Below are 26737 nucleotides of genomic sequence, written 5' to 3'. Positions count from 1 at the left end.
CCGCTGCCGCCACCGCGCAAGGGGCGCGTAGGCGCGCGCCCCTTGCATCCCCGCGCCTTGGGTGATCTGGCTGAATCATTGCACGCTCCCGCGTGTCCCCTCATTTCACCTCCGGGCTGATCGGGCCGGTACAGACACGCTCCCAGCGTGGCTGTACCTCTCGCGGACGTCCTGTCCGCTCGCCCGGCCCTGCGGCTCCATTCGGCAATGATTTTTACGCCCCCACCCCCTCTGCAAGCCTGCGGGTATGTAAGGAAATAGTAGGGGTGGATTATTGAGCATTCTGTGTGCTCGCCCGGCCCTGCGGCTCCATTCGGCAATGATTTTTACGCCCCCACCCCCTCTGCAAACCTGCGGGTATGTAAGGAAATGGTAGGGGTGGATACTTGTTGTCAGGCGTGCTTTTACCTTTATCCTGCGGCTCCGCTCGGCAATGATCGTTATGCTCCTATCACGTCTGCCACTCTTTAAGTGTGTGAGGAAATGGCGGCGGTAAGTTTTGCAGGTGAGTGCGGAAGGAGAACGCCCGGCGTTTGCCGGGCGTTGGGGTTACAGCAGTTTTTTCGACTGTTTCAGTACCACGTCGCAGGCTTTGGTTTTCAGCTTCTGCTTCAGTTGGGCGGTGCCGACGCCGAGGTTGCTCAGGTTCAGGTCGTTGCCCTGGCCGGTGTGCAGGATGCCGCCGAGGCCGTCCTGGTACTCTTCACTCTGCGCGCCGGACGCGCTCTGGATGCCGAGTTTGCTCAGCAGCTGATCCTTCACGCTGGTGGCGTTGGCAGTGGAGAGCACGTTGTTTTTGACACAGTACTCCAGCACGCCTGCGGCGTTGGTGGCGCTCTCGGCTTTCAGGCCATTGTCGCCGCCGTTGAGCAGCCCGGTCAGCGCGCCGAGCGACAGCCCGCCGGTGCCGGTGGTTGCCGCCGCACTGCTGCTGTTGTTGGCCGTATTTGTGTTGTTGCTGTTCAGCGCGTCACTGGCGCTTTTCAGTGTGCCCGCCCAGTCAGCCTGCGCTGCACCGCTTGCCAGCAACCCGCCCAACGCCAGCGCTGCAACCCAGCGTGATGAAAACGTAACCATCGACTACCCCTCATTGATAAAAAAGAGAAAAAATGATGTCACCAGAACTCAGCCTGTCACACTAGGGGGCAGTGCGGCCCACCTCAACCGGATCTGTCTGAGTTTGCCGCTGACGGGGTGATTTCAGCGGCTTATCCGGCTTATGGCAGGATAACAGGAAAAAAAACTGCCCTCAGGCGCGATCTCCGGCGGGGCCGGTTGCCTGCCTGCGCTGCTGTAACGCCAGCAGAATCCCTTCGTAACGCACCTCATCCAGCCGGTAAAAACACCACCAGACAACCAGCGTCAGCAACGCCAGCAGCCCGGGGTAGATAAACATCAGCAGCGTAATCCCGTGCTCGGCAGTGGGCGTCTGCACGCTGTTGGGCCGGTAACCGACCCACGCCAGCACCACCCCCGGCAGCGACCCGGCGATCGCCTGCGACAGCTTGCGGCTGAAGGTGAAAAACGAATAGACCATCCCCTCGGTGCGCAGCCCGGTTTTCCATTCGCCATACTCCACCGCGTCTGAGGCGAAGGCCCAGTAAAGGCTGTTCACCAGCGCACTGCCGAAAAACGCCAGACAAGAGAACAAGATAAACGGCAGCGCACCGGGCGTGGGCCAGAAATAGTTACAGAGATCGCCCAGCGCCCAGATGGCGCACCCCAGCACAAAGGTCACCTTCTTGCCGCGGTGCTTGCTGAGCCACGGCACACAGGCCACGCCCAGAAACACGCAGCCCATGCTGAAAAAACCCATATAGGGCAGGATGCCGATGTCACGCAACACATACTGGCAGTAGTAAACCTGCGCCACCAGCTTGACGTTAAAGGCGGAAAAGGTCAGCAGGTTCACCAGGCAGAGCAGCAGCAGCGGCGTGTTGCGGCCGATGGCGCGCACCCCGTCCAGCAGCGGGAACGGCGGCGCGCGGCGCTGTACCGCCTCCGGCCGGCCGATGCGCTCATGGATATTGGCGTAACAGAAGAGCTGCAACAGCACCCCCGCCAGCGCGAAGCCCCCCACTACCCACAGCGCCCCCTGCTGGCTGGTAGGCACCCAGGCCAGCAGCGGCACAAAACAGACGGTGGTGATCAGCAGCGCCAGGTTCGAGCCGCCCTGCCGCCAGGCGGCGAGCTGGGCGCGCTCCACCGGGTCCTGCGTCATGGCGGCGATCATCGAGCCGTAAGGGATATTGACGATGCTGTAGATCAGCCCAAACAGCATATAGCTGAAATAGGCCCACAGCAGCGTGCCGTCCGGGCTGAAACCCGGCTGCCAGAAACTCGCCACCGTCGCCAGCCCCAGCGGCACCGCGCCGAACAGGATGAACGGCCGGAACTTGCCGCGCGGGCCGATGTTGCGCCGCCGGTCTACCCAGGTGCCGACGCTGAAATCCGCCAGCGCGTCAAACAGCTTGGTGAAGAAAAACACCCCACCGGCGGCCGCAGGCGGCAGGCCGAGGGTGTCGGTGTAGAACTTCAGCAGGTAGATCTGCCCGAGGTCAAACATAAAGCCGTTGCCGACGTCGCCCAGCCCGTAGGCCAGCTTCTCGCGCAGCGTCAGCAGCGGCGTCTGCACCGCCCCGGCGGGCTGTGCGGCCGCCAGGGTTACGGAATGTTGCGTCATGGTCTCTCCTTCCCCCGGACGGCCCTCGGGGTGTGGTGTGCGGGTCAGGCGCGCTGCCGGCGCGCCTCCAGTTCACTGACGATCTTCACATAGGTCTTCTCGTTCAGGCGGTAGAACAGCCCCATGATGGCGGCGGTCGCCAGCGCCAGCACACAGGGCCAGACAAAAATCAGCTGGCGCAGCCCCTCCTGCGTGGCGGCGCTCTGCACCACGTTCGGCACATAACCGATCTGCGTCAGCATCAGGCCGGGGAAGAACCCGGCCAGCGCCTGCGACACCTTGCGGAAGAAGGTGAAGCCGGTGTAGACGGTGCCCTCGGCGCGCACGCCAGTGCGCCATTCGCCGAACTCCACCGTGTCTGACACCAGCGCCCAGTTGAGGCTGTTGACAAAGGCCGAGCCGAAAAAGGCCAGGCAGGAGAAGAGCACAAACAGCAGCGAACTGCTGCCTACCGCGTAGTTCAGCAGGTCACCCGCCGCCCAGATCAGCAGCCCGGCGAGGTAGACCGGCTTCTTGCCGAAACGCCGTACCATCAGCGGCACCAGCAGCACCCCAAGGAAGATGCAGCCCATGCTAAAGAAGCCCATCCAGGCCATCAGCGAGAGATCGTGCAGCACGTACTGGGTGTAGTAGATCTGGATCGCCAGCTTGACGTTAAACGCCGCCAGCGTGCAGAGGTTGGCGAGGCAGAGGATAAACAGCGGCCGGTTACCGGCAATGGCGCGGAACGAGGCGAGCAGCCCCGGCCGTGCGCCGGTGGGGGCGGCGCTGACATAGCGCTCGGTGACGCCGCGGTAACAGAGCCACATGCAGCCGAGGCCCAGCAGCGCAAACAACGTGGAAGCGACCAGATAGCCCTGCTGCGGGTTCTGCGCGAAGCGGTCGAGGATCGGCACAAAGCCCACGGTACAGAGCAGCAGCCCCAGCGTCGCCCCGCCCTGCCGCCAGGCGGCGAGCTGGGCGCGGTCGTCCGGGTTTTTGGTCATCGCCGGTACCATCGCGCCGTAGGCGCAGTTCATCATGCTGAAGAACAGGCCGTAGAGCATAAACAGCACCGTCGCCATCAGCGCCTTGCCGCCGGGGGAAAAGGGCGTGCCGACGAAATTCGCTACCGCCAGCAGCGCCACCGGGAAGGCGGCAAACAGGATAAAGGGGCGGAACTTGCCGCGCGGCCCGACGTGGCGGCGCGCATCCAGCAGCACGCCGGTGCCCATGTCGGTGAAGGCGGTGAAGAACTTCGCCACCAGGAAAATCAGGCCGCCCCAGGCCCCCGGCAGGCCGAGCACATCGGTGTAAAACTTCAGCAGGTAGAGCGTGCCGATGTCCAGCAGCAGGTTGGAGCCGACGTCGCCGAGGCCGTAGGCGATCTTCTCACGCAGCGGCAGCGTGGAGAGCACGGCGCGCGGCGGGGCATCAACGGAGAGGGTCATGGTTAATCTCCTTGAAAGCGCACCGCAGCCCGGTGCGCAGGAAAAGCAGGGTTATCGCTCAGGCATCACGCAGGGTGGCGAACAGCGTCGCCCACGCACTGTCACGCCGGTAGAACACCGGCGGCTGCCCCAGCGGCGCGTCCACGGTCACCTCATGGCCGCCGCTGTCCGGCTCGCCGCTCCAGAGGTTGACCCAGTGGTCGCGCGGCAGGTAGAGCGTCCACGTCCGGCAGTCCGGCTGGTGCACCGGGGCCACCAGCAGGTCGCGCCCCAGCAGGTACTGGTAGGCGAGATCAAAGGTCTGCGGGTCATCCTCGTAGTGCAGCAGCAGCGGGCGCATTACCGGGATGCCTTCGCGGCTGTTCTCTGCCACCGCCTGTTGCAGGTAGGGTTTCAGGCGGCGGAAGATGCCGGTCATGCGCGCCAGGTGGCGCAACGTCTCGTCGTCGCTGTCAAACTGCCAGTTATCGTCCGGGCGGTTGCCTTCGTGGCTGCGCATCATCGGGGTGAAGGCGGCAAAATCACACCAGCGCAGCAGCAGCTCTTTGCTGCGTTTCATGCCAAACAGCGTGGTGTAGCCGCCGAGGTCGCTGTGGTGCAGGCCGTGGCCGGTCATCGCCAGCGACAGCGCCGCCGGGATCACTGAGGCGAGGCCGTCATCCAGGCTCCAGTCGACGTTCTGGTCACCGGCCCACATCATCAGCGAATATTTCTGGCTGCCGGTGTACCCGGCGCGCATAAAGAACAGCACCTCGCCGAGTTTGCCGCTCTCGGCCAGCGCCTCGTAGTTGCACTGCGCCCAGAGCGCCGGCCAGCGGTTGTGCATGATCTCCGCGCTGACGCCGTTGTGCAGGAAGGTGTCGGTAGGCAGGTATTCGCCGAAATCGGCCATCCAGCCGTCGAGGCCGAAGTTAATCAGGTTGCGTTTGATCACCTCTTTGTACCAGCGGTAAGCCTCAGGGTTGGTCAAATCCACCACCCCGGCGTAGAACTCGCCGAACTCCACCTGATAGTCGCGGCCTTCGGCGTCACGCGTCAGGTAGCCGTGCGCCGCCGCCTCGGCGTAGAGCTCTTTTTCGATCGCCACATAGGGGTTGATGTACCCCAGGAAGCGCACCCCCTCCTGTTTCCACTGCGGGATGCGCTGGTCCAGCCCCGGGTAGAGTTCCTCATCCCAGCGCCAGTTCCACATCAGCCGTTTGCCGAACGAAGTGATGCGCCGCCCTTCCCAGTCCTGCGCCCAGATGCCCGCCACGCTGACGCCCATTTCACGGGCGCGGTCCAGCTTCTGCTGGCAGACCTCGGTGCCGCCCTGAATGCCGAGGATGATGCCGTCATAGACCCACTCCGGCAGCTCCGGCTGACGGCCGAGCATCGCCGAGAGCTTGCTGACCAGCGCCAGCTGGCTCGGGGCGGTGTCGAAGCAGAGTTCAGCCTGCGGCTCCCAGATCGCCAGCGCGTGGTGGTCAGGCGCGGAGAAGTCGAAACACATGTAGCCGCTGTTGCTGATGTGGCAGAAGTAGCGGCGGCTGGAGACAAAAGTCGGCTGCGGGAAAAACGTCCAGTAGTAGTCGCCGCCGGCGTTCTCCTGGCAGTCCGCCTGCCAGGTGACCAGGGTTTTCTTGTTGCGCCCGACGCCCTGTTCGCTGGTCCAGAGCGGGAACGGGCGGCCGCGCAGGTTGAAGTAGGAGAACTGCTCGCCGCAGCCGTAGATACGCTCCTCCGGCCCGGCCACCAGGTTCAGCCAGATCCGGTTATGGTGCGGGCTGTGGTTGTTGACCGAAATCCGCAGCCTGCCTGCCTCATCCTGGGCGATCATCAGCGTGGCGGCGGCGACCTCCCCGCGTGACAGCGTGACGCAGAGGCCCGCGTCACTGTCACGGATGGCGCACGCCGTCAGTGCCAGCTTCTCATGCAGGTTGTCTTTGATGCTGAAGTTGCCGCGGAACATCTCAATGTCCGCCTCGCCCTGCCCGACGCTCAGGCAGGGGCGCTGCGCGCTGTGCTGCAACAGCAAACGGCCGCCGAGGTGCAGGGTGAAGCCGTCCGCAGTGGGGCTGAACTCAAGGCCGCCCTGGGGGATAGTGCTTGTCATGGTGGTATGCTCCCTGTGTGTGAGCCGGCATCAGGCCAGCTCAAGCAAATCCAGATCCAGCAGTTGCGCCACTTTGCGCAGCAGCGGGCGGTGGTCGCCGTAGGCCAGCGAGGTGTGGTGCTCCATCCCGGCGTCCAGCAGCCGCTGCCGGTAGAGGTCGGCATGGACATCCAGCCGCGCCACCCCGGCCGTGCCGGAGAAGGCCAGCGGCGCTTTCAGCATCTCGCCCCCGGCCAGCATCAGCCGCAGTTTGCCCTGCCCCTGCGAAATGCGGCAGAGGGTGATGCGCCCCGGCTTCAGCGCGAACTCCGACAGCAGCGGCAGCTTGCGGTTGGAGTGCAGCGCGGCGCGCACCGGGGCGTCACGGTCGGCCATCTCAATCGGTGCCTGGCCGCAGTGCCAGAACACCACGCTGTCCTGTTCCGGGTCGATGTCCACCAGATCGGTGTTGAATGCCCCCTGCCCGGAGGCCCACTGCAACAGCAGCGAGGAGAGCACGCCGAACATGTCCGCCTCACAACCGCACGGGATCTTGTCTTCGTTCATCAGCGCCAGCGCGCCGCAGGCGGCACAGCCGTAGTCGGTGAAGAAATCGGGCCAGCAGCGCACGGCGATGCCGTCGTAGCCGTGGCTCGCCGCCTGCTGTTGCAGCGCGGCGTAGACTTTCAGCGTTTTGCGGGCCGGTGCTTCCGGCATCTCCGCGAGGTTGCTGAAATCGCGGCTGCGCCGCTGCCACGGGGCGTCGGTGATGCTCTCCGGCAAGGCCGACGCCTGGGCGATCAGCGCATGCACCGGCATCCGCTCGCTGTGGGTGCCGAACCGCGCGGCCAGCTGGTCGCGGTCATAGTTGCAGGCGTCAAAGCCCTGCGGATGGTCGCCCACTACCAGCACCTTCGCCCGCCGCAGTTTGCCGACGATCCCGGCGGCCTCTGCCAGCAGGCGGAGTTCTTCGGCGGCCTGGGCGCTGCCCGGCGCGGCGTGCAGCGTCTGCACCCGGATGCCGTGACGGCTCAGGGCGTGGCAGGCGAGGTTCACGCCGCAAAAGGCGTTCAGCCGCAGCCGCCCGCCGGTGCGCGCCTCGGGGAATGACCAGAGCAGCGCGGGCGTGTGCCACGCCCGCAGCAGTTCCGTGGTGAGCGCCGCATCGGTAAAGGTAACCTGGAGGATCACCAGCAGGTCGGGCTGCGCCTCACGCAGTGCGGCGGTGGCAGCGTGTACCGCGTCCGCCTCCAGGCAGAGCACCGGCTCCCCGGCCAGTGAGCAGCCCAGGCCGCGCAGCGTCTGCCACGCCTGCGCCATCATCTCTTCGGCATAGGGCACATCAAAGGTGGCGCGCCCCAGGGCCAGTACGCCCAGCGTCAGCGGGCGGGTCGTCTCTTCTTTCATGGTTTACGCCTCCCTGAGGATGCTGAAATGGTGGGCGGTGTGGTGGCGGTAGACCTCGCCCGGTTGCAGGACAACGCCGGGGAAATGCGGCTGGTTGACGCTGTCCGGGAAGGCCTGCGTCTCCAGGCAGAGGCCGGAAAACGCGCCGTAAGGCAGGCCGCCCTTGCCGGCCCACGGCCGGTTGCTGAGTTTCGCGCCGTTATAGAGTTGCAGGCCGGGCTGGTCGGTAAAGACCCGCATTGCCCGCCCGGAGACCGGGTCTGCCAGCGTGGCGGCGGGGTGTAAACCGTTCTCTGTGGAACGCGCCCGCAACACGTAGTTGATGTCGATGGCCGGTTGCTTTGCCATCGCCGCGCCCAGCGCGATCGGTTGGCGGAAATCGAGCGGCGTCCCCGCCACCGCACGGATCTCGCCGCCCGGCAGCATCGTGGCCGGATCAACCGGGGTATAGAGATCGGCCTCTATCTGCAACCGGTGGCCGCGGATGTCGTCCGCCTGTGCCGACAGGTTGTAGTAGCTGTGGTTGGTGAGGTTGACCGGCGTCGCGCGGTCGGTGACCGCTTCATACTCAAAATGCAGCACGTTCTCTTCCGTGAGACGGACGCGGTGCGTCACCGTCAGCGTGCCGGGGTAGCCCTCCTCGCCGTCCGGTGAGACGCGGCGGAAGCAGACGCCGTCCGCCTCTGCCTCCGCCTGCCAGACGTACTTGTCAAAGCCGCGCACCCCGCCGTGCAGGTGCTGGCCGGTGGCCGCCTCGTTACAGGCCAGCGTGAAGCTCTCCTCCCCAAGGCGGAAGCGCCCGCCGCCGATGCGGTTGGCGCAGCGCCCGGCGATGGCCCCGAAAAAGGGGTGCCCGGCCTGATATTCCGCCAGCGTGTCGAAGCCCAGCACCACGTCCGCCAGCCTGCCGTGCCGGTCGGGCAGCCAGAGCTGGGTGACGATGCAGCCGTAGTTAGTGACTGCTAACCTGATGCCCTGCGCATTGGTCAGCGTAAACAGGCTCACCGCCTGCCCCTGGTGTTCCCCAAACGGGGTCTCTGTTACCTGCGTCATCTCACTCTCCTGTAAAATGGCCCGCCTGCCCCTGACTGCCGAACAGCCGGATCTTCTCCTGCACTTTGCGCCGCATCGCCTCGCGCCCGGCCCCCAGCGACACCGCCAGCACGTACTCCTGCGGGTCCTCCGCCAGCACCGCCGCCATGCCCTCGGTAAACGCCTGCCGCAGCTCGGTATCGACGTTGACCTTGGCAACCCCAAGCGCGATGGCGCGGCGTACCTGATCGTCCGGCACGCCGGAGCCGCCGTGCAGCACTACCGGCCGCTGCACGGTTTCACGGATCTCCGCCAGCCGGTCAAACGCCAGCCGGGGCGTTTTCTTATACAGCCCGTGGGCGGTGCCGATGGAGACCGCCAGGTAGTCCACCCCGGTGGCCTGTACAAAGGCCAGCGCCTCGTCACAGCCGGTGATCAGCGCATCCTCTTCGGCCACGTCGATCTCATCCTCCACGCCGCCGATTTTGCCGATCTCCCCTTCGCAGCCGATGCGCAGCGCATGGGCGACCTCCGCCACCGCGTGGGTGATGCGCACGTTCTCGGCAAACGGCAGGTGCGAGCCGTCAAACATCACTGACTGGAAGCCGCAGCGCACCGCCTCCATGGTCTGCTCAAAGCTGCGGCTGTGGTCGAGGTGCACGCAGACCGGCACCGTGACGCGATCGAGCCAGGCGTCGATCAGCGCCTTCATCGGCCGCAGCCCCAGGGTGTTAATCACCTTCTGGCCGACCTGGATCATCACCGGGGCCTGCTCCGCCTCGGCGGCCTCCAGGATCGCCAGCACGGTTTCGGCGTTGTGGGCGCTGAATGCGCCGATGGCATACCCCTGCTGCCAGGCGTGGCGAATCAGGGTATCTCCCGCGATATAGGGCATCGTTCTCTCCTCAGTAAACGCGCCTCAGGCGCTGTGATGGTCCCGCCCCGCGGCGGCACGAACCTGTTCCAGCAGGGCGCTCCAGTCCTGCCGCCCCCGCCCTTGCGCCCGCGCCTGGCTGTAAAGCTCGCGCGCGGCGGCCCCCAGCGGCAGCGGCACGCGCAGCTGGCTGCCGATGTCCAGCGCCAGCCCCAGATCTTTGTGGGCCAGGTCGATCATAAAGGCGGGGGTGAGGTCGCCTTTCAGCACCTTGTCCGGCCAGCTGGTGGTAAAGTGCCCGCGCCCGGCGGCGGTCTGGCCCATCACCGCCAGCGCGGTCTCCAGCGGCAGGCCGAGCGCCTCGCACAGCACTGCCGCCTCGGCTGACAGCGCATTGAGCGCGATGCTCATGTAGTTGTTGACGATCTTGATGCGGATGCCGCGCCCCGGCCCCCCCGCCTCGACCAGCGTGTCCCCCATGCAGCGCAGCAGCGGCGCGGCGCGGCTCACCTGCTCCGGCGTGCCGCCCGCCAGGATCAGCAGCGTGCCCGCCACCGCGTGCGCCGAGGTGCGGCCGACCGGCGCATCCATAAAGCTGAAACCCTGGGCCGCCATCGCCTGCGCCAGCGCGTCACTCTCCCGCGGGTGGATGGTGGACATCTCCACCACCAGCGCGCCCGGGGCGAGGGTCTGCGTAACGCCCTGCGCACCGAGCAGCACCTCGCGCACCCGTTGGCCGTCCGGCAGCATGGTGATCACCACCTCCGCGCCGCGCGCGGCCTCCGCCGGGCTGCTGCCGGGCTGTGCCCCTTCTGCCGCCAGCGCGGCCACCGCCTGCGGGTTGAGGTCGTAAACCTGAAGGTGATGCCCGTGGCGCAGCAGGTTCCGCGCCATCGGCGCGCCCATCTGCCCCAGTCCGATAAATGCCGCCTTTGTCATTACTGCGTTCTCCCCTGGCAAACTCAAAACAAAATGACACGAGATTTGTCATTTCATGGTGTTTTTTGATCATATTTGTTGTTTTGAGTAAAAAATCAGACATCAGTCACTTTTCCAACAATTCCCGCCGATAAAATGGACAGCATTGACCATCTGGATTGTTAAGGAGAGCAGCATGACCACCCTGGCCTGCGTGGGGATCGCCGTGGAAGACCGGCTGTACTATGTTGAGGCGCTGCCCGGCGGCGGCGGGAAATATGTGGCGCAGCACTATCAGGAGGCGGGCGGCGGCCCGGCCGCCACGGCAGCCGTGGCCGCGGCGCGGCTGGGGGCGCAGGTCGATTTTATCGGCCGCGTCGGGCAGGATGCCTGCGGTGAGGCGCTGTGCGCCGGGCTGGCGGCGGAGGGGGTCTCCGCCCGCCACTGCCGCCGGATCGCGGGCGCGGCTTCCGGCCAGTCGGCGATTCTGGTTGACCGCCACGGCGAGCGGATGATCGTCAATTTCCCCGGCCGCGCGCTGGACGCCGACGCCGCCTGGCTGGCGGCGATCGATTTCCGCCATTACGACGCCCTGCTGGCGGACGTGCGCTGGCCGGAAGGGGCCGCGCGGGCGATGGCGCAGGCGCGCGCGGCGGGCATCCCCACGCTGCTGGACGCCGACCTCACGCCGCAGCCGATCGCCCCGCTGCTGGCGCTGGCAGACCACGCCGCCTTCTCCTGGCCCGCGCTGCAACGGCTGGCCGGGGATCTTCCCCCGGAGGCGGCGCTGCGCCGCGCGGCTGAGATGACGCCCGGCACCGTTTACGTCACGCTGGGCCGGGAGGGCTGCCTGTGGCTGGAGAACGGCCGCTGCCGCCACCAGCCGGCGTTTGAGGTGGCGGTCAAAGACACCACCGGGGCCGGGGATGTGTTCCACGGGGCGCTGGCGTGGGCAATTGCCCGCGGAGAGCCACCGGCTGAGGCGGTGCGGTGCGCCAGTGCGGCGGCCGCGCTGAAATGCACCCGGCCTGGCGGCCGCGCCGGCATCCCGGACTGTGATCAACTCAGCGCATTTTTGTCACTTTCTGTATAAAATGGCCCGGAACCGGACAAAAGGAGAAGGAGCAGCCATGAGTGTGACGGACCTGACGGGCAACCCCCGGCACGATCAGCTGATCGCGCTGATTGCCGAGCGTGGCTATATGAGCATTGAGGCGCTGGCACAATTGCTGGCGGTCTCGACCCAGACGGTGCGCCGTGACATCCGCAAGCTGAGCCAGGAGGGGTTTATCACCCGCCACCACGGCGGCGCGGGGCGCGCCTCCAGCCTGGTCAACACCGCCTTTGAGCAGCGCGAGCTGGCCTGCAATGAGGAGAAACAGGCGATCGCCGAGGCGCTGGCGCGGCAACTGCCCGACCGCTGCACGCTGTTTATGACCATCGGCACCACTGTGGAGCATATCGCCCGCGCGCTGCTGTCACACAGCCAGTTGCGCATCATCACCAACAGCCTGCGGGTGGCGCAGATCCTCTACAAGCAGAAGGATTTTGAGGTGCTGGTGCCGGGCGGCACGCTGCGCGCCCACAACGGCGGCATCATCGGGCCGAGCGCCATGCAGTTTGTCTCCGGCTTCCGCGCCGATTACACCCTCACCAGCACCGGCGCGCTGGAGGGGGACGGCACGCTGCTGGAATTTGACGTCAACGAGGCGGCGATGGCGCGGGCGATGATGACCCACAGCCGCAATGTACTGGTGGCGGCCGACCACACCAAATTCCGCGCCTCGGCCGCCGTGGAGCTGGCGCAGGTCAGCGAGATCAGCGCGCTGTTTACCGATGCCGCCCCGCCGCCGCCGCTGGCGGCCCGGCTGGCCCAGCACCAGGTGGAGGTTCACCTCGCGCCGGTCGTTCCTGCCCCCGGCACACAGCCCTGATCCCTGCCAATCCGCTGAATGGGCGGCCCCGGAGGCCGTTTCACAGCGGATTACCCACCCCCTTGAGTGCTATACTGGCCGTCATTACCCCCCTCGCGTGGATACCCTGCCCAATTTATGGACATCAAACAACTTATCTACCTCTGCAACCTGGAGCGTGAACGCCACTTCGGCCGCGCCGCCGAGGCGAGCTTCGTCAGCCAGCCGACCCTCTCCATGCGGTTAAAAAACCTGGAGAAGGAGCTGGGGCTGAACCTGATTAACCGCGGCAATAACTTTGAGGGGTTTACCGCCGAGGGGCAGCGGGTGCTGAACTGGGCGCGTGAGATTGTGGCGGTCTATCAGGGGCTGAAACTGGAGGTCGACTCCCTGAAGCACGGGCTGACCGGCACGCTGCGCATCGGCGTGATGCCGCAGTGCAGCGTGTCGCTGGCGGAGATGCTGAAGGGGGTACAGGCGGATAACCCGCGGCTTGACTACCGGGTCGCTGAGCTGAGCGCCGATCAGCTGCTCGACGCGCTGAACAGCCACGCGGTGGATGTCGGCATCGGCTTCTTTGAGATGACCACGCTGAACGAGCTGCGTTTCCAGATGCAGCCACTGGAGGACAGCGGCGTGGATCTGCTCTACCACCCTGACCACTTCCCGCAGCTCAATGGTGACACGCCGCTGACGCTGGCGGAGGCGGCCGTGCTGCCGCTCTGCCTTTCCGACCCGAGCCGCTACTTCCGCCGCTACCTGGATAACCAGTTCAGCCTGGCCGGGCTGGTGCTGCGCCCGATCCTCGACAGCAGCTCGATTTTCCAGCTGATGCAGGGGGTGTACGTCGGGCTGGGCTGCGGGCTGGTGCCGCACGGCCACCTGATTGACGCCATGACCCCCGCCCTGCGCCACCGCCCGCTGGCGATTGCGCCGATGAGCCGCCACGCCGCGCTGGTGGTGGCGGAATCCGGCCGCGCCACCCCGCTCGCCCAGCACTTCTTCGACGCCGCCCAAAGCTGGCTGCGCGAGCGGCAGGCGTAAAAACGCCGCCCGGCGGGCGGCGTGGGCCGGGGCGTGACCGGCTTAATGCAGTGCCGCGCCGCGCTGCTGCTGCCAGTAGTCGTAGAGTTGCAGGGCGGCAGGCTGGATCGCCTCCTGGCTTTCGGCATAGGCTTCCGGCGTCATCTGCTCCAGCTGTGCGCTCTGCGCCTCCTGCGCATGCAGGGCGATGGCCGCCAGCGCCGGTTGCTGGCTCTCCGGCAGGGACGGCCAGTGCCCCAGTTCTACCCCGCGCAGATAGCCCGCGCACCACTCCTCCACCACGGTGTACTCGTCTTCCCCCTCTTCGAGGTAACCGAACATCGGGTCGAACTGGTCAGGGGCCTCGCTGAGCCGCTGGGCGATGTCATCCATGTGCTGGAAGGTAAGATCCATAAAGCGGGTCATCTCCTCCTCTGAGGCCCAGTGCGGGACGTTCGCCTCCCCGCCCCACAGCGCCGTCAGCCACTGCGCCGGCTCCACCGGGGTGGGGCCGGAAAGCAGGGCCGTCAGCAGCCCATCCAGTTCAGAGACATCCAGCACCGAGTCCTCATTGCCGTACTTCAGCAACACCTCGTCCAGCCACTCCAGCTCGTTTTCTGTCAACGGCCCTTGATTCATACCGCGCCTCCTCAGGCTTGTGTTGTGCGTGGGGCGCCCATGTGCGGCCCACGACCCCTGTCACTATTTTAGTCAGGATTTGTTGTCTTTACGGCAGCAATAAAAAAGCCGGCGCGGGGGCCGGCTTGTCTCCTGCTGACGCACTAGATCTTCAGCTTGATGTAGTCCACCGCGCGGCTGAACAGGCTGCCCTGTTTCACCGGCTCCAGCACCACCAGCGGAATGGATTTGAGCACTTTGCCCTGGTCGACGATGTTGATCTTGCCGACCGCCTGCCCTTTTTGCAGCGGTGCCTCCAGTTGCGGGCTGTTCAGCACGTACTGGGCCTTGATCTTGTCGCTGTCGCCCGCCGGGACGCTGAGGAACACGGCGTCGGCGCTGCCGAGTTTCACCTTGTCGGTGTCACCGTACCAGACCGGCTCGCTGGCGATGTTCTGCCCGGCCTTGAACACCGGCAGGGTGGCGAACTCGCGGAAGCCCCAGGTCAGCAGTTTGCGCGCCTGCTCCTCACGCCCTTTCGGGCTTTTGCCGCCCATCACCACGGCGATCAGGCGGCGCTGGCCCTCGGTCGCCGAGGCGATGATGTTGAACCCGGCGCTCTCGGTGTGGCCGGTTTTCAGGCCGTCGACGTTGAGGTTTTTGTCCCACAGCAGGCCGTTGCGGTTGTTCTGGGTGATGTTGTTGTAAGTGAGCGTCTTCTCGCTGTACATGTGGTACTCCTCCGGCTCGCCGTGGATGATGGCGCGCGAGAGCACCGCCAGGTCGTGCGCGGTGGTGTACTGCCCCGGCGCGTCCAGCCCGTGTACGGTCTCGAAGTGGGTGTCTTTCAGGCCGAGGCGGGTGACGTACTGGTTCATCAGGTCAACAAACGCCGGCTGGCTGCCCGCCACGTAGTCCGCCATCGCCACGCAGGCGTCATTGCCGGAGTCGATGATGATGCCGCGGCTCAGGTCACGCACGGTGACGCGGTCGCCCGGCTTGAGGAACATCAGCGAGGAGCCGGCAAACACCGGGTTGCCCGCTGCCCAGGCATCTTTGCCCACGGTGACCACATCATCCAGGGTGATTTTGTGCTGGTCCAGCGCGCGGTCTACCACGTAGCCGGTCATCAGCTTGGTAAGGCTGGCCGGGTTGCGGCGCTCGTCCTGGTTGCCCTGCGCCAGGATGTCGCCGGTGGCGTAGTCCATCAGCACAAAGGAGGCGGCATCAATGCCCGGTGCCACTACCGGGAACGCCACCGGCGCGACGCCGGCCGCGGTCGGCGCGTCGGCCGCCATGCCCTGCCCGGCGGTGATCATCAATACGCCACATAACATACTCAATACACTACGCTTCACACACTTATCCTCTTACTGCGCGAGCAGCCCCGGCCCACGCCAAAAAACCGATGAAAATCCGGCGGGTAGAGTGCATGAATTCCCCGGCGGGTGGAACCCTAAGACCTTTGCCAAAGATTGCATAATGAAACTGGCCTGTTACAACTCGGTCACAAAAACAGCGGATGGCCGGGCGCGGCTTTTTTGTTGCGCAATCTGACCCGGAGCGATAAGCCTCCTCTATCAGGCGATTGCGCCATTCGATTAGACGCTCCCGCCTTGACTCCCTAGAATTGCGACATAAATTATGCAAACACTTAAAAAAGTGTTTACGTTTCTGAAACAACTACACCTGCGACAACACATCGAATGAAATTCAAACCGTCTATTAAACCGTACACCGCTGCCGCGGGCGGCTGGGGTGCGCTTGAGTCCACCACCCGTTACGTTTTTGACAGCAAAAAAGTCCTCTCTAACCTGCGTAACCTGATGCGCGTCAACAAAGGCCGCGGTTTCGACTGCCCGGGCTGCGCCTGGGGTGATGACAACCACAGCACCTTCAGCTTCTGTGAGAACGGCGCGAAAGCCGTGACCTGGGAAGCGACCCGCAAAGCGGTAGAGCCGGAGTTCTTCGCCAAGCACAGCGTCTCAACCCTGCGTGAGCAGAGCGACTACTTCCTGGAATACCAGGGCCGCCTGACCCACCCGCTGCGCTATGACCGCGCCACCGACCGTTACCGCCCGGTCAGCTGGGAAGCGGCGTTTGACCTGATCGCCCAGCACATCAAGGCGATGGATAACCCGGACCAGATCGAGCTTTACACCTCCGGCCGCGCCAGTAATGAAGCCTCCTACCTTTACCAGGTGTTTGGCCGCATGCTCGGCACCAACAACTTCCCGGACTGCTCCAACATGTGCCATGAGGCGAGCGGTGTGGCGCTGAAGCAGAGCATCGGCGTCGGCAAAGGCACCATCCGCCTGGAAGACTTCGACAAAGCGGACGCGATCTTCGTGTTCGGCCAGAACCCGGGCACCAACCACCCGCGTATGCTGCACAGCCTGCGCCACGCTGCCGACCGCGGCGCGCGCGTGGTGAGCTTCAACACCCTGCGCGAGCGCGGCCTGGAGCGTTTCGCTGACCCGCAGAAACCGCTGGAAGTGCTGACCACCAAAGCCGGCCGCATCAGCTCCGCCTACTACCAGCCGAACCTCGGCGGTGACATGGCGGCGGTGCGCGGTATGGTGAAAGTGCTGCTGGAGCGCCACCGCCTGAAACTGGCGGCCGGTGAGCCGGGCCTGTTCGACCAGGCGTTCCTCGACCAGAACTGCGACGGCGTGGACGCCTACTTCGACGTGGTCGACGCCACCAGCTGGGAGCAGATCGTCAGCCAGTCCGGCCTGAGCGAGCAAGACCTGCGCGAAGCAGCCAGCCTGTATGAAGGCGCTGAGCGCGTGATCTGCACCTGGGCGATGGGCCTGACCCAGCACAAACACTCGGTGCCGACCATCCGTGAGATCGTCAACCTGCAGCTGCTGTTCGGCCAGCTCGGTAAACCGGGTGCCGGCCTCTGCCCGGTGCGCGGCCATAGTAACGTCCAGGGCAACCGCACCATGGGCATTGACGAGAAGGCCCCGGCCGCGCTGATGGACAGCCTGGCTGCCCACTTCAACTTCACCCCGCCGCGTGAAAAGGGCCACAACACCGTGGAAGCCCTGGAAGCGATGCTGCGCGGCGAAGTGAAAGTCCTGATCGCCCTGGGCGGTAACCTGGCCGCCGCCGCGCCGGACACCGCCCGCACCGCAGCCGCGTTGCAGGCGTGTGGCCTGAGCGTGCAGATCAGCACCAAGCTGAACCGCAGCCACCTGCTGCCGGGCAAAGAGGCGCTGATCCTGCCGACGCTGGGCCGCACCGAGCTGGATATGCAGGCCACCGGCTCGCAGTTCATCACCGTGGAAGACTCCTTCAGCATGGTGCACGCCTCTGAAGGCGTGGGCAAACCGCTCTCTGACATGCAGCGCTCCGAGACCGCGATCGTCTGCGGCATCGCGGATGCGGTGCTCGGCACCCAGTACCTCGACTGGATGGCGCTGGCCGCAGACTACAACCTGATCCGTGACCACATTGAAGCGACCATCCCGGGCTTCCAGGACTTCAATGCCCGTTGCGACATCAAAGGCGGCTTCTACCTGGGCAACGCGGCGGCTGAGCTGCGCTTCAACACGCCGGGCAACAAGGCTCACTTCAGCAGCGCCCCGCTGCCGGACGCGGTGATCCCGATGCCGAATGGCGAAAAAGCGCCGTTTACCCTGCAGACCCTGCGTTCGCACGACCAGTACAACACCACCATCTACGGCCTGGATGACCGCTACCGCGGCGTGTACGGCCAGCGTGAAGTGCTGTTCATCCACCCGCAGGACATCGCGGCGCTGGGCCTGAGCGACGGCGAGCTGGTCGACATCGAGACGATCTGGCACGACGGCGTGGAACGTGTGGTCAGCGGTTTCAAGCTGGTGAGCTACGACATCCCGCGCGGCAACCTGGCGGCTTACTACCCGGAAACCAACCCGCTGGTGCCGATGTCCAGCTTCGGTGACGGCACCCATACCCCGACCTCCAAATCGGTGCCGGTGGTGATCCGCCGCAGCGAACAACGGGACCTCCGCCGCATCGCCTGATGCGGTTTTCCGGCCGGTGGCCGGGCCTTGCCAAAGGCGCTTTTTTCGCAGGGGATTGCGGCTAAAGCGCTTGCCCGTCGCGGCTGATTCGCGTAAAACTGTCAGCCGCGATTTACGCCACCTTTAACCCATGCCCGGGACGCTATGTTTCAAGATAACCCGCTGCTTGCACAGCTAAAACAGCAACTTCACTCTCAGACTCCCCGCGCGGAAGGCGTGGTCAAAGGCACTGAGAAAGGCTTTGGCTTCCTGGAAGTGGACGGCCAGAAAAGCTACTTCATCCCGCCGCCGTACATGAAGAAAGTGATGCACGGTGACCGGGTTATTGCCGCCCTCCATACCGAAAAAGAGCGTGAAGTCGCTGACCCGGAATCGCTGGTGGAGCCGTTCCTGACGCGCTTTGTCGGCCGGGTACAGAAAAAAGATGACCGCCTGTCTATCGTGCCGGATCATCCGCTGCTGAAAGACGCCATCCCGTGCCGCCCGGCGCGCGATGTAAAACATGAATTCAAAGAGGGTGACTGGGCCGTTGCTGAGATGCGCCGCCACCCGCTGAAAGGTGACCGCGGCTTCTACGCCGACCTGACCACCTACATTACCTTTGGTGAAGACGATTTCGCCCCCTGGTGGGTGACGCTGGCACGCCATAACCTTGAGCGCGAAGCGCCGGAGGCCGAGGCCCCGACCGAGATGCTCGACGCCCAGCCGCCGCGTGAAGACCTCACCGCCCTGCCGTTCGTCACCATCGACAGCGCCAGCACCGAAGACATGGACGATGCGCTCTATGTCGGGACGCTGGCCGACGGCCGCCTGCAGCTCACCGTGGCGATTGCCGACCCGACCGCCTACGTCAGCGAAGGCAGCGACATCGACAACATCGCCCGCATCCGCGCCTTCACCAACTACCTGCCGGGCTTCAACATCCCGATGCTGCCGCGCGACCTCTCCGACGACACCTGCTCGCTGCGCCCGAACGTGCTGCGCCCGGTGCTGGCCTGCCGCGTGACGCTGGGCGAGGACGGCAGCCTGGGTGATGACATCCGCTTCTTTGCCGCCAACATCGAGTCCAAAGCCAAACTGGTGTATGACGAGGTCTCTGACTGGCTGGAAGAGAAAGGCAGCTGGCAGCCGCAAAATGACGCGATTGCTGAACAAATCCGCCTGCTGAAGCGCGTCTGTGACCTGCGCAGCCAGTGGCGTGAACAGCATGCGCTGGTGTTCAAAGACCGCCCGGACTTCCGCTTTGTGCTGGGTGACAAGGGCAACGTGCTGGAGATCGTGGTGGAGCACCGCCGCATCGCCAACCGCATTGTCGAAGAGTCGATGATCGCCGCCAACGTCTGCGCCGCCCGCGTGCTGCGTGACCGCCTCGGCTTCGGCGTCTACAACGTGCACACCGGCTTTGACCCGCTGCTGGTCGAGAATGCCGTGGCGATCCTGGAGGCCAACGGCATCAAGGCGGACGCCGCCGAGCTGCTGACCCTGCCGGGCTTCTGCACCCTGCGCCGTGAGCTGGACGCCCAGCCGACGCCGTTCCTCGACAGCCGCATCCGCCGCTTCCAGACCTTCGCCGAGATCGCGACCGAGCCGGGCCCGCACTTCGGCCTTGGCCTGGAGGCGTACGCCACCTGGACCTCCCCGATCCGTAAGTACGGCGACATGGTGAACCACCGCCTGCTGAAAGCGATCATCCTGGAACAGGGGGCCGAGCGCCCGCAGGCGGAGATGACCCAGCAACTGGCTGACCGCCGCCGCCTGAACCGCATGGCAGAGCGCGATGTGGGTGACTGGCTCTATGCCCGCTACCTGCAGCCGAAAGTCGGCACCGGCGAGCGCTTCCGCGCCGAGGTGATTGACGTCACCCGCGGCGGCCTGCGCGTGCGCCTGCTGGACAACGGCGCGGTGGCCTTTATCCCGGCACCGTTCCTGCACGCCGTGCGTGATGAACTGGCCTGCAGCCAGGAGACCGGCACCGTGCAGATCAAAGGCGACGTGGCCTACCGCCAGAGCGACGTGATTGAGGTGGAAATCGCCGAAGTGCGTATGGAAAACCGCAACGTCATCGCCCGCCCGGCTGCCTGACCGGCCCCGCCCCGGCGCTGACCTGACACTCCCGCACCCCGGTGCGGGATTTTTTTTGCCTGCGGTTCCTCCCGCCGATCCCCTTTCTCCTGATAAAACCCCGCCCGCCTCACATTTCTTCGCTGCCTCACTTCTCAAGCGCGCCACAATCCCTATGGTTAACAGGTTACAAAAGATGAGCCGGGGTTACAGAAGGTTAACCGTACGCGGCCCCTGCCCCGGCCACGCATTTTCTCCTCCCCCTACAGATACAAGGAGCAGTTTCCATGAACAACGTCAAAACCAGGCTTATCTGGTTAGCGGTGGCGTTACTCGGTGCGGTGGCTTTTGCCATGCTGGCGCTGAGCCGTGGCGAGGCGGTTAACGCCGTGTGGCTGGTGGTGGCCGCCGTGGCCTGTTACAGCATCGCTTACCGCTTCTACAGCCGGTTCATCGCGACAAAGGTGTTTGAGCTGGATGACCGCCGCATGACGCCGGCGGAGCGGCATAACGACGGGCTGGACTACGTGCCGACCAATAAGTGGGTGCTGTTCGGCCACCATTTCGCGGCGATTGCCGGGGCCGGGCCGCTGGTCGGGCCGATTCTGGCGGCGCAGATGGGCTTTCTGCCCGGCACGCTGTGGATCCTGATTGGCGTGATGCTGGCCGGTGCGGTGCAGGATTTCCTGGTGCTGTTCATCTCCACCCGCCGCGACGGCCGTTCGCTGGGTGAGATGGCGAAGCAGGAGCTGGGTGCGTTCGCCGGGGTGGTGACCATGCTCGGCGCGCTGGGGGTGATGATCATCATTCTGTCGGCACTGGCGCTGGTGGTGGTCAAAGCGCTGGCCAACAGCCCGTGGGGGCTGTTCACCATCGCCGCCACCATCCCGATTGCGCTGCTGATGGGCGTCTATATGCGCTTTATCCGCCCCGGCAAGATCGCGGAAGTCTCCATTATCGGGTTCGTGCTGATGATGCTGGCGATTATCTACGGCGGCAATGTGGCGCAAGACCCCTACTGGGGGCCGTTCTTCACCCTCTCCGGCACCGCCCTGACCTGGGTGCTGGTGATTTACGGCTTTGTCGCCTCGGTGCTGCCGGTGTGGCTGCTGTTGGCCCCGCGTGACTACCTCTCTACCTTCCTGAAAATCGGCGTGATTGTCGGGCTGGCGGTGGGCATTGTGTTCGCCATGCCGGAGATGAAGATGCCGGCGGTGTCGCGCTTTATTGACGGCTCCGGCCCGGTGTTTGCCGGCAGCCTGTTCCCGTTCCTGTTTATTACCATCGCCTGCGGCGCGATTTCCGGCTTCCATGCGCTGGTCTCCAGCGGCACCACGCCGAAGCTGGTGGAGCGCGAGAGCCATATCCGGTTCATCGGTTACGGCGCGATGCTGATGGAGTCGTTTGTGGCGATCATGGCGCTGATCTGCGCCTCAGTGATCGACCCAGGCGTCTACTTCGCCATGAACGCCCCGGCGGCGCTGATCGGCACCACGGTGGAGAGCGCCTCGCAGGCGATCAACAGCTGGGGCTTTGTGGTGACGCCGGATCTGCTGACGCAGATTGCGCGTGACGTGGGTGAAACCTCGATCCTCTCCCGCGCGGGCGGCGCACCGACCTTTGCCGTGGGCATGGCGCATATCATCACCGAGGTGTTCAACAGCCGCGCGATGATGGCGTTCTGGTACCACTTCGCCATTCTGTTCGAGGCGCTGTTCATCCTCACGGCGGTGGACGCCGGGACCCGTGCCTGCCGCTTTATGGTGCAGGATCTGGCGGGCGTGGTGGTGCCGGGGCTGGCGAATAACCGCTCGTGGCTCGGCAACCTGGCCGGCACCACTGTGGCGGTGGCCGGCTGGGGCTTCTTCGTCTACCAGGGGGTGATCGACCCGCTCGGCGGCATCAACACCCTGTGGCCGCTGTTCGGCATCGGCAACCAGATGCTGGCCTCGATGGCGCTGATCCTCGGCACCGTGGTGCTGTTCAAGATGAAAAAACAGCGCTACGCCTGGGTAACGCTGCTGCCTACCGCCTGGCTGTTCATCACCTCGATGACCGCCGGCTGGCAGAAAATTTTCCATGAGAAACCGGCCATCGGCTTCCTGGCGCAGGCGCGTAAGTTCTCCGCCGGGATCGACGCCGGGACGGTGATCGCCCCGGCCAAATCGCTGAAGGATATGGAGACCATCGTGTTTGCCAACCAGATCAACGCCGCGCTGTGCGGGTTCTTTATGCTGGTGGCGGTCACCATGCTGGTGTCGGCGTTCTTCGTTGTCCGCCGGGCGCTGAACGCCAGCCAGCCCACCACCCATGAGACCGAGGTGCGCCTGCGCCGGGAGGTGACCCGTGGCTGAACCCTGCCTGCTGCGGGCGGCGGCACGCCCCTCCGCCCTGATCATTAAACAGTGCTACCCGCTGGCGGGTGACCTGCCGCCGGGTAACCGGGTGCGGCTCTTTTTCCGGCGGCTGGCGCAAAGCTTCCGGCTGATGGTCGGCGTGCATGACTATCAGGCCTACCTGCGCCACCACCGGCAGCACCACCCCACGGAGACGCCGATGAGCGAGCGGGCTTTCCACCGCTACTGCCTGGAGGCGCGCTTCCCCAGCCAGGGCGGCAAACTGGGCAAGTGCCCCTGCTGACACAAAAAAAAACGGCTCCGCAAGGAGCCGTTTTTACTGGCAGCCTGTACTCAGGCGACTTTGGCAATCGACGACCAGCTCAGCGCGCCGTCCGTATTCACGAACATAATGCCGGCCTTGGCCGTGTCCGCCCCCATTCTTTCGGTGATCGTCCCAATGGGGTAATTGGTGCCGGACGGCGTGGCCCATTTGGTGACGGTGGTGGCCCGGCAGCCGCGGGTCACGAAACCGCGCTCACCGGTGTAGTTGAAGCTGTCCATCAGGACGTTGTTAAACACAATCGCCGCGCCGTTGACCAGATCCACCTTGGCGGCACGCCCGCCGTTGATGATGGCGCTCTGGCGGTAGGCCCCGCTGATGGTGCCGGTGAAGTTACAGTCGGTGAAGGTCACCGGCGCGAACCCGGCCACCGGGACTTTGGTGCCGGTGATATTGCCGCTGATGTAACTGCCGAGGAAAGTGATGTCCCCGCGGATGTTGTTCGGGAAGCTCAGGTTGCTGATGTTTCCTTTGATGATCTTCACCTTCCCGGCGTTGTAGAAGAATGACAGGTTGGCCACCGTGGGGTTGATAATGTCCATGTCTGATTCGACCTGGAGCACGTTGGAGATGGCCGGCTCCACCACGGTGATGTCATAGGTCGGTGCTTTGATGTACCAGGAGCTGAACAGACAGGTCGAGAACACCGATTTGGTGCCGTAGGCGGTGCTCACCACCGAGGAGCCGCAGTTCCAGTTGCGGAACTCGGAGCGGTCGGCCGCCAGGTAGATAGAGGGCACCAGCGACACGCCCACCGTCTGCTGGGTGGTGTTGTCCAGTTTGTCGGCATCGATAATCACCTGCTGGATAATGGAGTTACCGGTGACGATGCTGTGGTTGAGGTACTTCAGGCCGGAGGCCAGCCCGGTGGTGCCGTCATTCTCGGTGAGGATGATCAGCCGTTCGGCGTGGATGTTGTTGATCACATTACGCACTTTGTTGGCGATTTTGATGCCGCGGTGGTACGCCTGCTCACACTGTACGGAGACGATGTGGGTGGCGTTCTGGGTATCGGAATCGGACCCCATCACCAGCGCATAATCGTTCAGGTTACCGCAGCGCTCCACGCTCAGCCGCTGGAAGGTGGAGTCCCAGATGGTGTCCTGGTGAATACCGATACCGTTGAACCCCTGCGCGCGGAGATGCTCACCGACAAACCATTGACCTTTCATATAGATGCCGTTCAGCACCGTATCCCGGCTGTCGCACTCCACCACTAATGAACCGTCAATGATCTGGCGGCTGGTGCGCCCCGCGTTTGCTGCTTTGGTTGGATCCCCCAGTGTCAGCACATAGTCGCCGACGAAGCCGCTTGGTTTGACTTTGAACCGCCCTGCCTGGTCCGCCACGATACGGGTGACGTTGGTCAGGTCGATGGTGGCACTGACGCGCCACGGGCCGAAGCGGAAATCCACTACTTTACCGGCCGAGGCCGCGACATAGGCTTTCATTTGCGTGGTGCAGTCGATGCTGCCGCCCGGTCGGCAACCAAAATGCACCGGCAACAGCTGGGTATCCATGCGTTTCCAGCGTTTGCCACCGGGGGTGACAATGACAGAGCCGCCGTTGTCTGCGCTGGTGGTGTCTTTGGCGTCATAGGCAAAAAGGCCGCCGCCGTTAGGGATGCTGTCGGTATAAGTCACATTGCTGTAATAGCTGGCGACGTTAATGGTTTCGCCATCGGTGGTCGGTTCAACTTTGCGTAAAGCGACGATATCAAGGCATTGTGTAGCCATGGTTACTTCCTCCTGTTCACTATGAACACCTGCGTAATCACTAAACCCCGTGGCAGGTACGAATCGCTAACTTAAGGGGCGATAATGAGTTTTCGCCTCCCAGCAAGCCAAAGACTAGCGAAACCGTGGGCAGTGAGGAGTCAACAAACATCAATAAACAACACTGTTAATGTTTAAGCAAAACAGGGCGTTCAGAAACAGCAGGATAGTGCCGGAGGAACCCCCTCTGAAAAGGGCTGTGTGAGACATAAAAAACCCCGCCCGGTGAGGGGCAGGGTTTCCGCTAACGGATATAAATGGCTTATTTAATGTGCGCTGCCTGCTCGTCGAGGCTGCTTTTCCGGGCACTCTTTACTTTTCTTGACCAGATGGCGGTGATAATCGGCACCAGCACCGAGGTGACAATCACCGACGTCGCCACCAGCGCCGTGGCCGCCGGGGCCACGCTGCGGAACTCCGGCACCATCTCCGCGATCAGTACCGGGGTGGCCACTGCGGCCCCGGCAGAGCTGGAGGCGGCCACGCCCGCCGTGCCGTCACCGCCGCCAATAAATTTGTCAGCCAGAATCAGCGGGATGCCGGTAATGATGATGACCATCACCCCCAGCAGGATACCCAGCAGGCCGGTCTGGGCAATCACGCTCAGGTTAATGGTGTTGCCCAGGGCGAAGGCGAAGAACGGGATTAAGGTCTGCACCGCTTTGCCGAAGAAATCACGCAGCTCCGGGTCGAGGTTGCCGAGGGCAAAGCCGACCAGGAACGGCAGCACCGCACCGACGAACACATGCGGCTCAAACGAGGCGATGCCCGCCGTGCCGAGGATGACCATGGTCATCAGCGGGCCGGACTCCAGCGACATCAGCACAAAGGCCCCCGCCTCCTCTTTGGTGCCGTACTGCTGCATGATGGAGGCGTAAAGGCCGCCGTTGGTCATGTCCATCGCCGCCACCAGCGCCAGGGTAGACAGCCCGGCAAAGAAGCCGATCTCCACGCCGTTTTCCGGCAATATCCGCGAGGCCACCGCGGCCACCAGCCAGGCCACGGCAATTTTGGTCACCACCAGCGTGCCCGATTTCCGCAGCACGGTGCCGGTGGCGCTGAGCTTGATCGACGCGCCCATACAGAAGAACCAGACCGCCAGAATCGGCACCGTACCGGAGATTAACCCATTGGTAAAGGAGCCAAAATATTTCCCGGCATCCGGCGCAAAGGTGTGGCACAGCGCCCCGATAAACAGCGGCACCAGCATCATGCCGCCCGGAATTTTTTCTATCGCACGTTTAATTTGCATGGGACTTTTTCGCCTCAGAGAACTAAGAAAACGGATGCGGGGCCACTGCTGCCGGCGCGCCTCATTCATTGATGAGCCAATAGGCCAGTAAATTAACCGTTCGCGCGGTGAATAAAAATGATCTCGCCCGCATTTTTGAAACGCCGTTTCTATTTTTGTGAAGTCAGCGGTTCATTAACATAACGGCGGGATAAAAAAGCTCAGTGAGATCTCATTTTTCTCAAAAAAGGCGGGAAAACAGGCGGGTTGCCGCCATAAAAAAGCCTGCCGGGCGGCAGGCCTGATTGTGGGCGGTACGGTCAGCTCAGCAGGCGGGAACCGAACGCGCCCTGCCAGTCATTGCCGAATGCCTGGATGGCGGCGTCCACGGCCGGGGCGGTAAAGAGCTGCTCTGCCACATCCACCGGCAGGGTAATTGCCCGGCAGCCTGCCAGCAGGCAATCCACCGCCTGGCGCGGGGTGCGGAAACTGGCTGCCAGCACGCTGGCGTGCGGGGCGTGCTGGTCCAGCAGCGATTGCAGCTGGCGCACCATGGCGATGCCGTCACTGCCCTGCGCATCCAGCCGGTTCACATAGGGGGCGACATATTCCGCCCCGGCCAGCGCCCCCAGCAGCCCCTGCCCGGCGGCGTAGACCGCGGTGCCGAGCGTCGGGATACCGAGGCTTTTCAGCGTCTTCAGCGCCGCCAGCCCTTCGCCGTTTACCGGCACTTTCACCACCAGCCCCGGCACGCGCTGGGTCAGCATCTGTGCTTCTGCCACCATGTGGTCTGCATCTTCCGCCAGCACCTGGGCAAAGAGTTTGCCGGTGCCGCCCAGCGCATCACGCAGCGCGGGCAGCACCTCCCACAGCGGCTTCCCGGCACGGGCTACAATGCTCGGGTTGGTGGTCACGCCGTGCAGCGGCAGAATGCGCGCCAGGCGTTTGACGGCATTCACGTCTGCCGTATCCAGATATAACTCCATCTCACTCTCCTGATTAGTCG

At 64.3% G+C, this 26737-nt stretch carries 20 protein-coding genes; 7 read left to right on the top strand and 13 right to left on the bottom strand.

What is annotated here, in order from left to right:
- Positions 1-549: 549 nt before the first annotated feature.
- The 8 genes from CYR32_RS14595 to yihU all read right to left on the bottom strand — a co-directional run bounded on the left by CYR32_RS14595 (position 550) and on the right by yihU (position 10439).
- The gene (locus tag CYR32_RS14595; protein WP_101825676.1) at positions 550-1077 is read right to left on the bottom strand and encodes a YjjA family protein; all 528 of its coding nucleotides are present in this window, start codon (positions 1075-1077) and stop codon (positions 550-552) included.
- A gap of 172 nt (positions 1078-1249) precedes the next feature.
- Positions 1250-2683 carry a glycoside-pentoside-hexuronide (GPH):cation symporter gene (locus CYR32_RS14590; RefSeq protein ID WP_101825674.1) on the bottom strand — a complete coding sequence of 478 codons (1434 nt, stop codon included), beginning with the start codon at positions 2681-2683 and terminating at the stop codon, positions 1250-1252.
- A gap of 44 nt (positions 2684-2727) precedes the next feature.
- A complete protein-coding gene (locus tag CYR32_RS14585; RefSeq protein ID WP_101825672.1) occupies positions 2728-4113 on the bottom strand; it encodes an MFS transporter in 1386 nt (461 codons plus the stop codon).
- Between the two features lie 58 nt (positions 4114-4171).
- Entirely contained in the window at positions 4172-6208 is a 2037-nt protein-coding gene (locus CYR32_RS14580) for an alpha-glucosidase (protein WP_101825671.1), read from the bottom strand.
- 30 nt (positions 6209-6238) lie between these two features.
- Positions 6239-7594 (bottom strand): L-fucose/L-arabinose isomerase family protein, encoded by a 1356-nt coding sequence (locus CYR32_RS14575; protein ID WP_101825669.1) that lies wholly within the window; start codon positions 7592-7594, stop codon positions 6239-6241.
- Positions 7595-7597: 3 nt separating this feature from the next.
- The gene (locus CYR32_RS14570; RefSeq protein WP_101825667.1) at positions 7598-8647 is read right to left on the bottom strand and encodes an aldose epimerase family protein; all 1050 of its coding nucleotides are present in this window, start codon (positions 8645-8647) and stop codon (positions 7598-7600) included.
- Between the two features lies 1 nt (position 8648).
- Positions 8649-9521: a class II fructose-bisphosphate aldolase gene (locus tag CYR32_RS14565; protein ID WP_101825664.1), complete on the bottom strand. Its 873-nt coding sequence runs from the start codon at positions 9519-9521 to the stop codon at positions 8649-8651.
- A 24-nt stretch (positions 9522-9545) separates the two neighbouring features.
- The gene (gene yihU, locus CYR32_RS14560) at positions 9546-10439 is read right to left on the bottom strand and encodes a sulfolactaldehyde 3-reductase (RefSeq protein ID WP_101825662.1); all 894 of its coding nucleotides are present in this window, start codon (positions 10437-10439) and stop codon (positions 9546-9548) included.
- 175 nt (positions 10440-10614) lie between these two features.
- Here yihU and CYR32_RS14555 point away from each other — a divergent pair, with 175 nt between their 5' ends.
- The 3 genes from CYR32_RS14555 to CYR32_RS14545 all read left to right on the top strand — a co-directional run bounded on the left by CYR32_RS14555 (position 10615) and on the right by CYR32_RS14545 (position 13375).
- Positions 10615-11511: a PfkB family carbohydrate kinase gene (locus CYR32_RS14555; RefSeq protein ID WP_101825660.1), complete on the top strand. Its 897-nt coding sequence runs from the start codon at positions 10615-10617 to the stop codon at positions 11509-11511.
- A 37-nt stretch (positions 11512-11548) separates the two neighbouring features.
- On the top strand, positions 11549-12352 hold the full coding sequence (locus CYR32_RS14550) for a DeoR/GlpR family DNA-binding transcription regulator (protein ID WP_101825658.1): 804 nt from the start codon (positions 11549-11551) through the stop codon (positions 12350-12352).
- Between the two features lie 117 nt (positions 12353-12469).
- Positions 12470-13375: a LysR family transcriptional regulator gene (locus CYR32_RS14545; RefSeq protein ID WP_101825656.1), complete on the top strand. Its 906-nt coding sequence runs from the start codon at positions 12470-12472 to the stop codon at positions 13373-13375.
- Between the two features lie 42 nt (positions 13376-13417).
- Here CYR32_RS14545 and CYR32_RS14540 read toward each other — a convergent pair whose 3' ends face one another.
- Entirely contained in the window at positions 13418-13993 is a 576-nt protein-coding gene (locus CYR32_RS14540) for a YecA/YgfB family protein (RefSeq protein ID WP_101825654.1), read from the bottom strand.
- Between the two features lie 143 nt (positions 13994-14136).
- Complete coding sequence (gene dacD, locus CYR32_RS14535; RefSeq protein ID WP_101825652.1) at positions 14137-15330, bottom strand: serine-type D-Ala-D-Ala carboxypeptidase DacD; 1194 nt, start codon at positions 15328-15330, stop codon at positions 14137-14139.
- A 348-nt stretch (positions 15331-15678) separates the two neighbouring features.
- On the opposite strand from dacD, the gene CYR32_RS14530 reads away from it, so the two are divergent.
- The 4 genes from CYR32_RS14530 to CYR32_RS14515 all read left to right on the top strand — a co-directional run bounded on the left by CYR32_RS14530 (position 15679) and on the right by CYR32_RS14515 (position 22686).
- Positions 15679-17985: an FdhF/YdeP family oxidoreductase gene (locus tag CYR32_RS14530; protein WP_101825650.1), complete on the top strand. Its 2307-nt coding sequence runs from the start codon at positions 15679-15681 to the stop codon at positions 17983-17985.
- Between the two features lie 144 nt (positions 17986-18129).
- Positions 18130-20067 carry an exoribonuclease II gene (locus CYR32_RS14525; RefSeq protein ID WP_101825648.1) on the top strand — a complete coding sequence of 646 codons (1938 nt, stop codon included), beginning with the start codon at positions 18130-18132 and terminating at the stop codon, positions 20065-20067.
- A gap of 266 nt (positions 20068-20333) precedes the next feature.
- Positions 20334-22400 carry a carbon starvation CstA family protein gene (locus CYR32_RS14520; RefSeq protein ID WP_101825647.1) on the top strand — a complete coding sequence of 689 codons (2067 nt, stop codon included), beginning with the start codon at positions 20334-20336 and terminating at the stop codon, positions 22398-22400.
- A complete protein-coding gene (locus CYR32_RS14515; protein ID WP_165698248.1) occupies positions 22393-22686 on the top strand; it encodes a YbdD/YjiX family protein in 294 nt (97 codons plus the stop codon). Before CYR32_RS14520 ends, CYR32_RS14515 begins: the two co-directional genes overlap by 8 nt.
- A gap of 50 nt (positions 22687-22736) precedes the next feature.
- On the opposite strand, the gene CYR32_RS14510 is transcribed toward CYR32_RS14515, so the two are convergent.
- The 3 genes from CYR32_RS14510 to fsa form a co-directional block, all read right to left on the bottom strand.
- A complete protein-coding gene (locus CYR32_RS14510; protein ID WP_101825645.1) occupies positions 22737-24461 on the bottom strand; it encodes a hypothetical protein in 1725 nt (574 codons plus the stop codon).
- 301 nt (positions 24462-24762) lie between these two features.
- Positions 24763-25752: a 2-keto-3-deoxygluconate transporter gene (gene kdgT, locus CYR32_RS14505; protein ID WP_101825643.1), complete on the bottom strand. Its 990-nt coding sequence runs from the start codon at positions 25750-25752 to the stop codon at positions 24763-24765.
- A gap of 299 nt (positions 25753-26051) precedes the next feature.
- Positions 26052-26717 (bottom strand): fructose-6-phosphate aldolase, encoded by a 666-nt coding sequence (gene fsa / locus CYR32_RS14500; protein ID WP_101825641.1) that lies wholly within the window; start codon positions 26715-26717, stop codon positions 26052-26054.
- Between the last annotated feature and the right edge of the window lie 20 nt (positions 26718-26737).

Origin of the sequence: Chimaeribacter coloradensis, from assembly GCF_002858715.1 — a bacterium.
Classification (GTDB): domain Bacteria; phylum Pseudomonadota; class Gammaproteobacteria; order Enterobacterales; family Enterobacteriaceae; genus Chimaeribacter; species Chimaeribacter coloradensis.
Note: the sequence above shows the minus strand (reverse complement) of the source record. Positions and strands in the feature narration are given on the sequence as shown.

Bases quoted from the DNA above. Each gene is read 5' to 3' on its own strand.
- CYR32_RS14520 (WP_101825647.1), top strand. From the start codon at position 20,334: ATGAACAACGTCAAAACCAGGCTTATCTGGTTAGCGGTGGCGTTACTC.
- CYR32_RS14565 (WP_101825664.1), bottom strand. From the start codon at position 9,521: ATGCCCTATATCGCGGGAGATACCCTGATTCGCCACGCCTGGCAGCAG.
- CYR32_RS14595 (WP_101825676.1), bottom strand. From the start codon at position 1,077: ATGGTTACGTTTTCATCACGCTGGGTTGCAGCGCTGGCGTTGGGCGGG.
- CYR32_RS14550 (WP_101825658.1), top strand. From the start codon at position 11,549: ATGAGTGTGACGGACCTGACGGGCAACCCCCGGCACGATCAGCTGATC.
- CYR32_RS14570 (WP_101825667.1), bottom strand. From the start codon at position 8,647: ATGACGCAGGTAACAGAGACCCCGTTTGGGGAACACCAGGGGCAGGCG.
- kdgT (WP_101825643.1), bottom strand. From the start codon at position 25,752: ATGCAAATTAAACGTGCGATAGAAAAAATTCCGGGCGGCATGATGCTG.
- CYR32_RS14585 (WP_101825672.1), bottom strand. From the start codon at position 4,113: ATGACCCTCTCCGTTGATGCCCCGCCGCGCGCCGTGCTCTCCACGCTG.
- CYR32_RS14510 (WP_101825645.1), bottom strand. From the start codon at position 24,461: ATGGCTACACAATGCCTTGATATCGTCGCTTTACGCAAAGTTGAACCG.
- CYR32_RS14580 (WP_101825671.1), bottom strand. From the start codon at position 6,208: ATGACAAGCACTATCCCCCAGGGCGGCCTTGAGTTCAGCCCCACTGCG.
- CYR32_RS14530 (WP_101825650.1), top strand. From the start codon at position 15,679: ATGAAATTCAAACCGTCTATTAAACCGTACACCGCTGCCGCGGGCGGC.
- fsa (WP_101825641.1), bottom strand. From the start codon at position 26,717: ATGGAGTTATATCTGGATACGGCAGACGTGAATGCCGTCAAACGCCTG.
- CYR32_RS14540 (WP_101825654.1), bottom strand. From the start codon at position 13,993: ATGAATCAAGGGCCGTTGACAGAAAACGAGCTGGAGTGGCTGGACGAG.
- CYR32_RS14525 (WP_101825648.1), top strand. From the start codon at position 18,130: ATGTTTCAAGATAACCCGCTGCTTGCACAGCTAAAACAGCAACTTCAC.
- yihU (WP_101825662.1), bottom strand. From the start codon at position 10,439: ATGACAAAGGCGGCATTTATCGGACTGGGGCAGATGGGCGCGCCGATG.
- CYR32_RS14575 (WP_101825669.1), bottom strand. From the start codon at position 7,594: ATGAAAGAAGAGACGACCCGCCCGCTGACGCTGGGCGTACTGGCCCTG.
- CYR32_RS14590 (WP_101825674.1), bottom strand. From the start codon at position 2,683: ATGACGCAACATTCCGTAACCCTGGCGGCCGCACAGCCCGCCGGGGCG.
- CYR32_RS14555 (WP_101825660.1), top strand. From the start codon at position 10,615: ATGACCACCCTGGCCTGCGTGGGGATCGCCGTGGAAGACCGGCTGTAC.
- CYR32_RS14545 (WP_101825656.1), top strand. From the start codon at position 12,470: ATGGACATCAAACAACTTATCTACCTCTGCAACCTGGAGCGTGAACGC.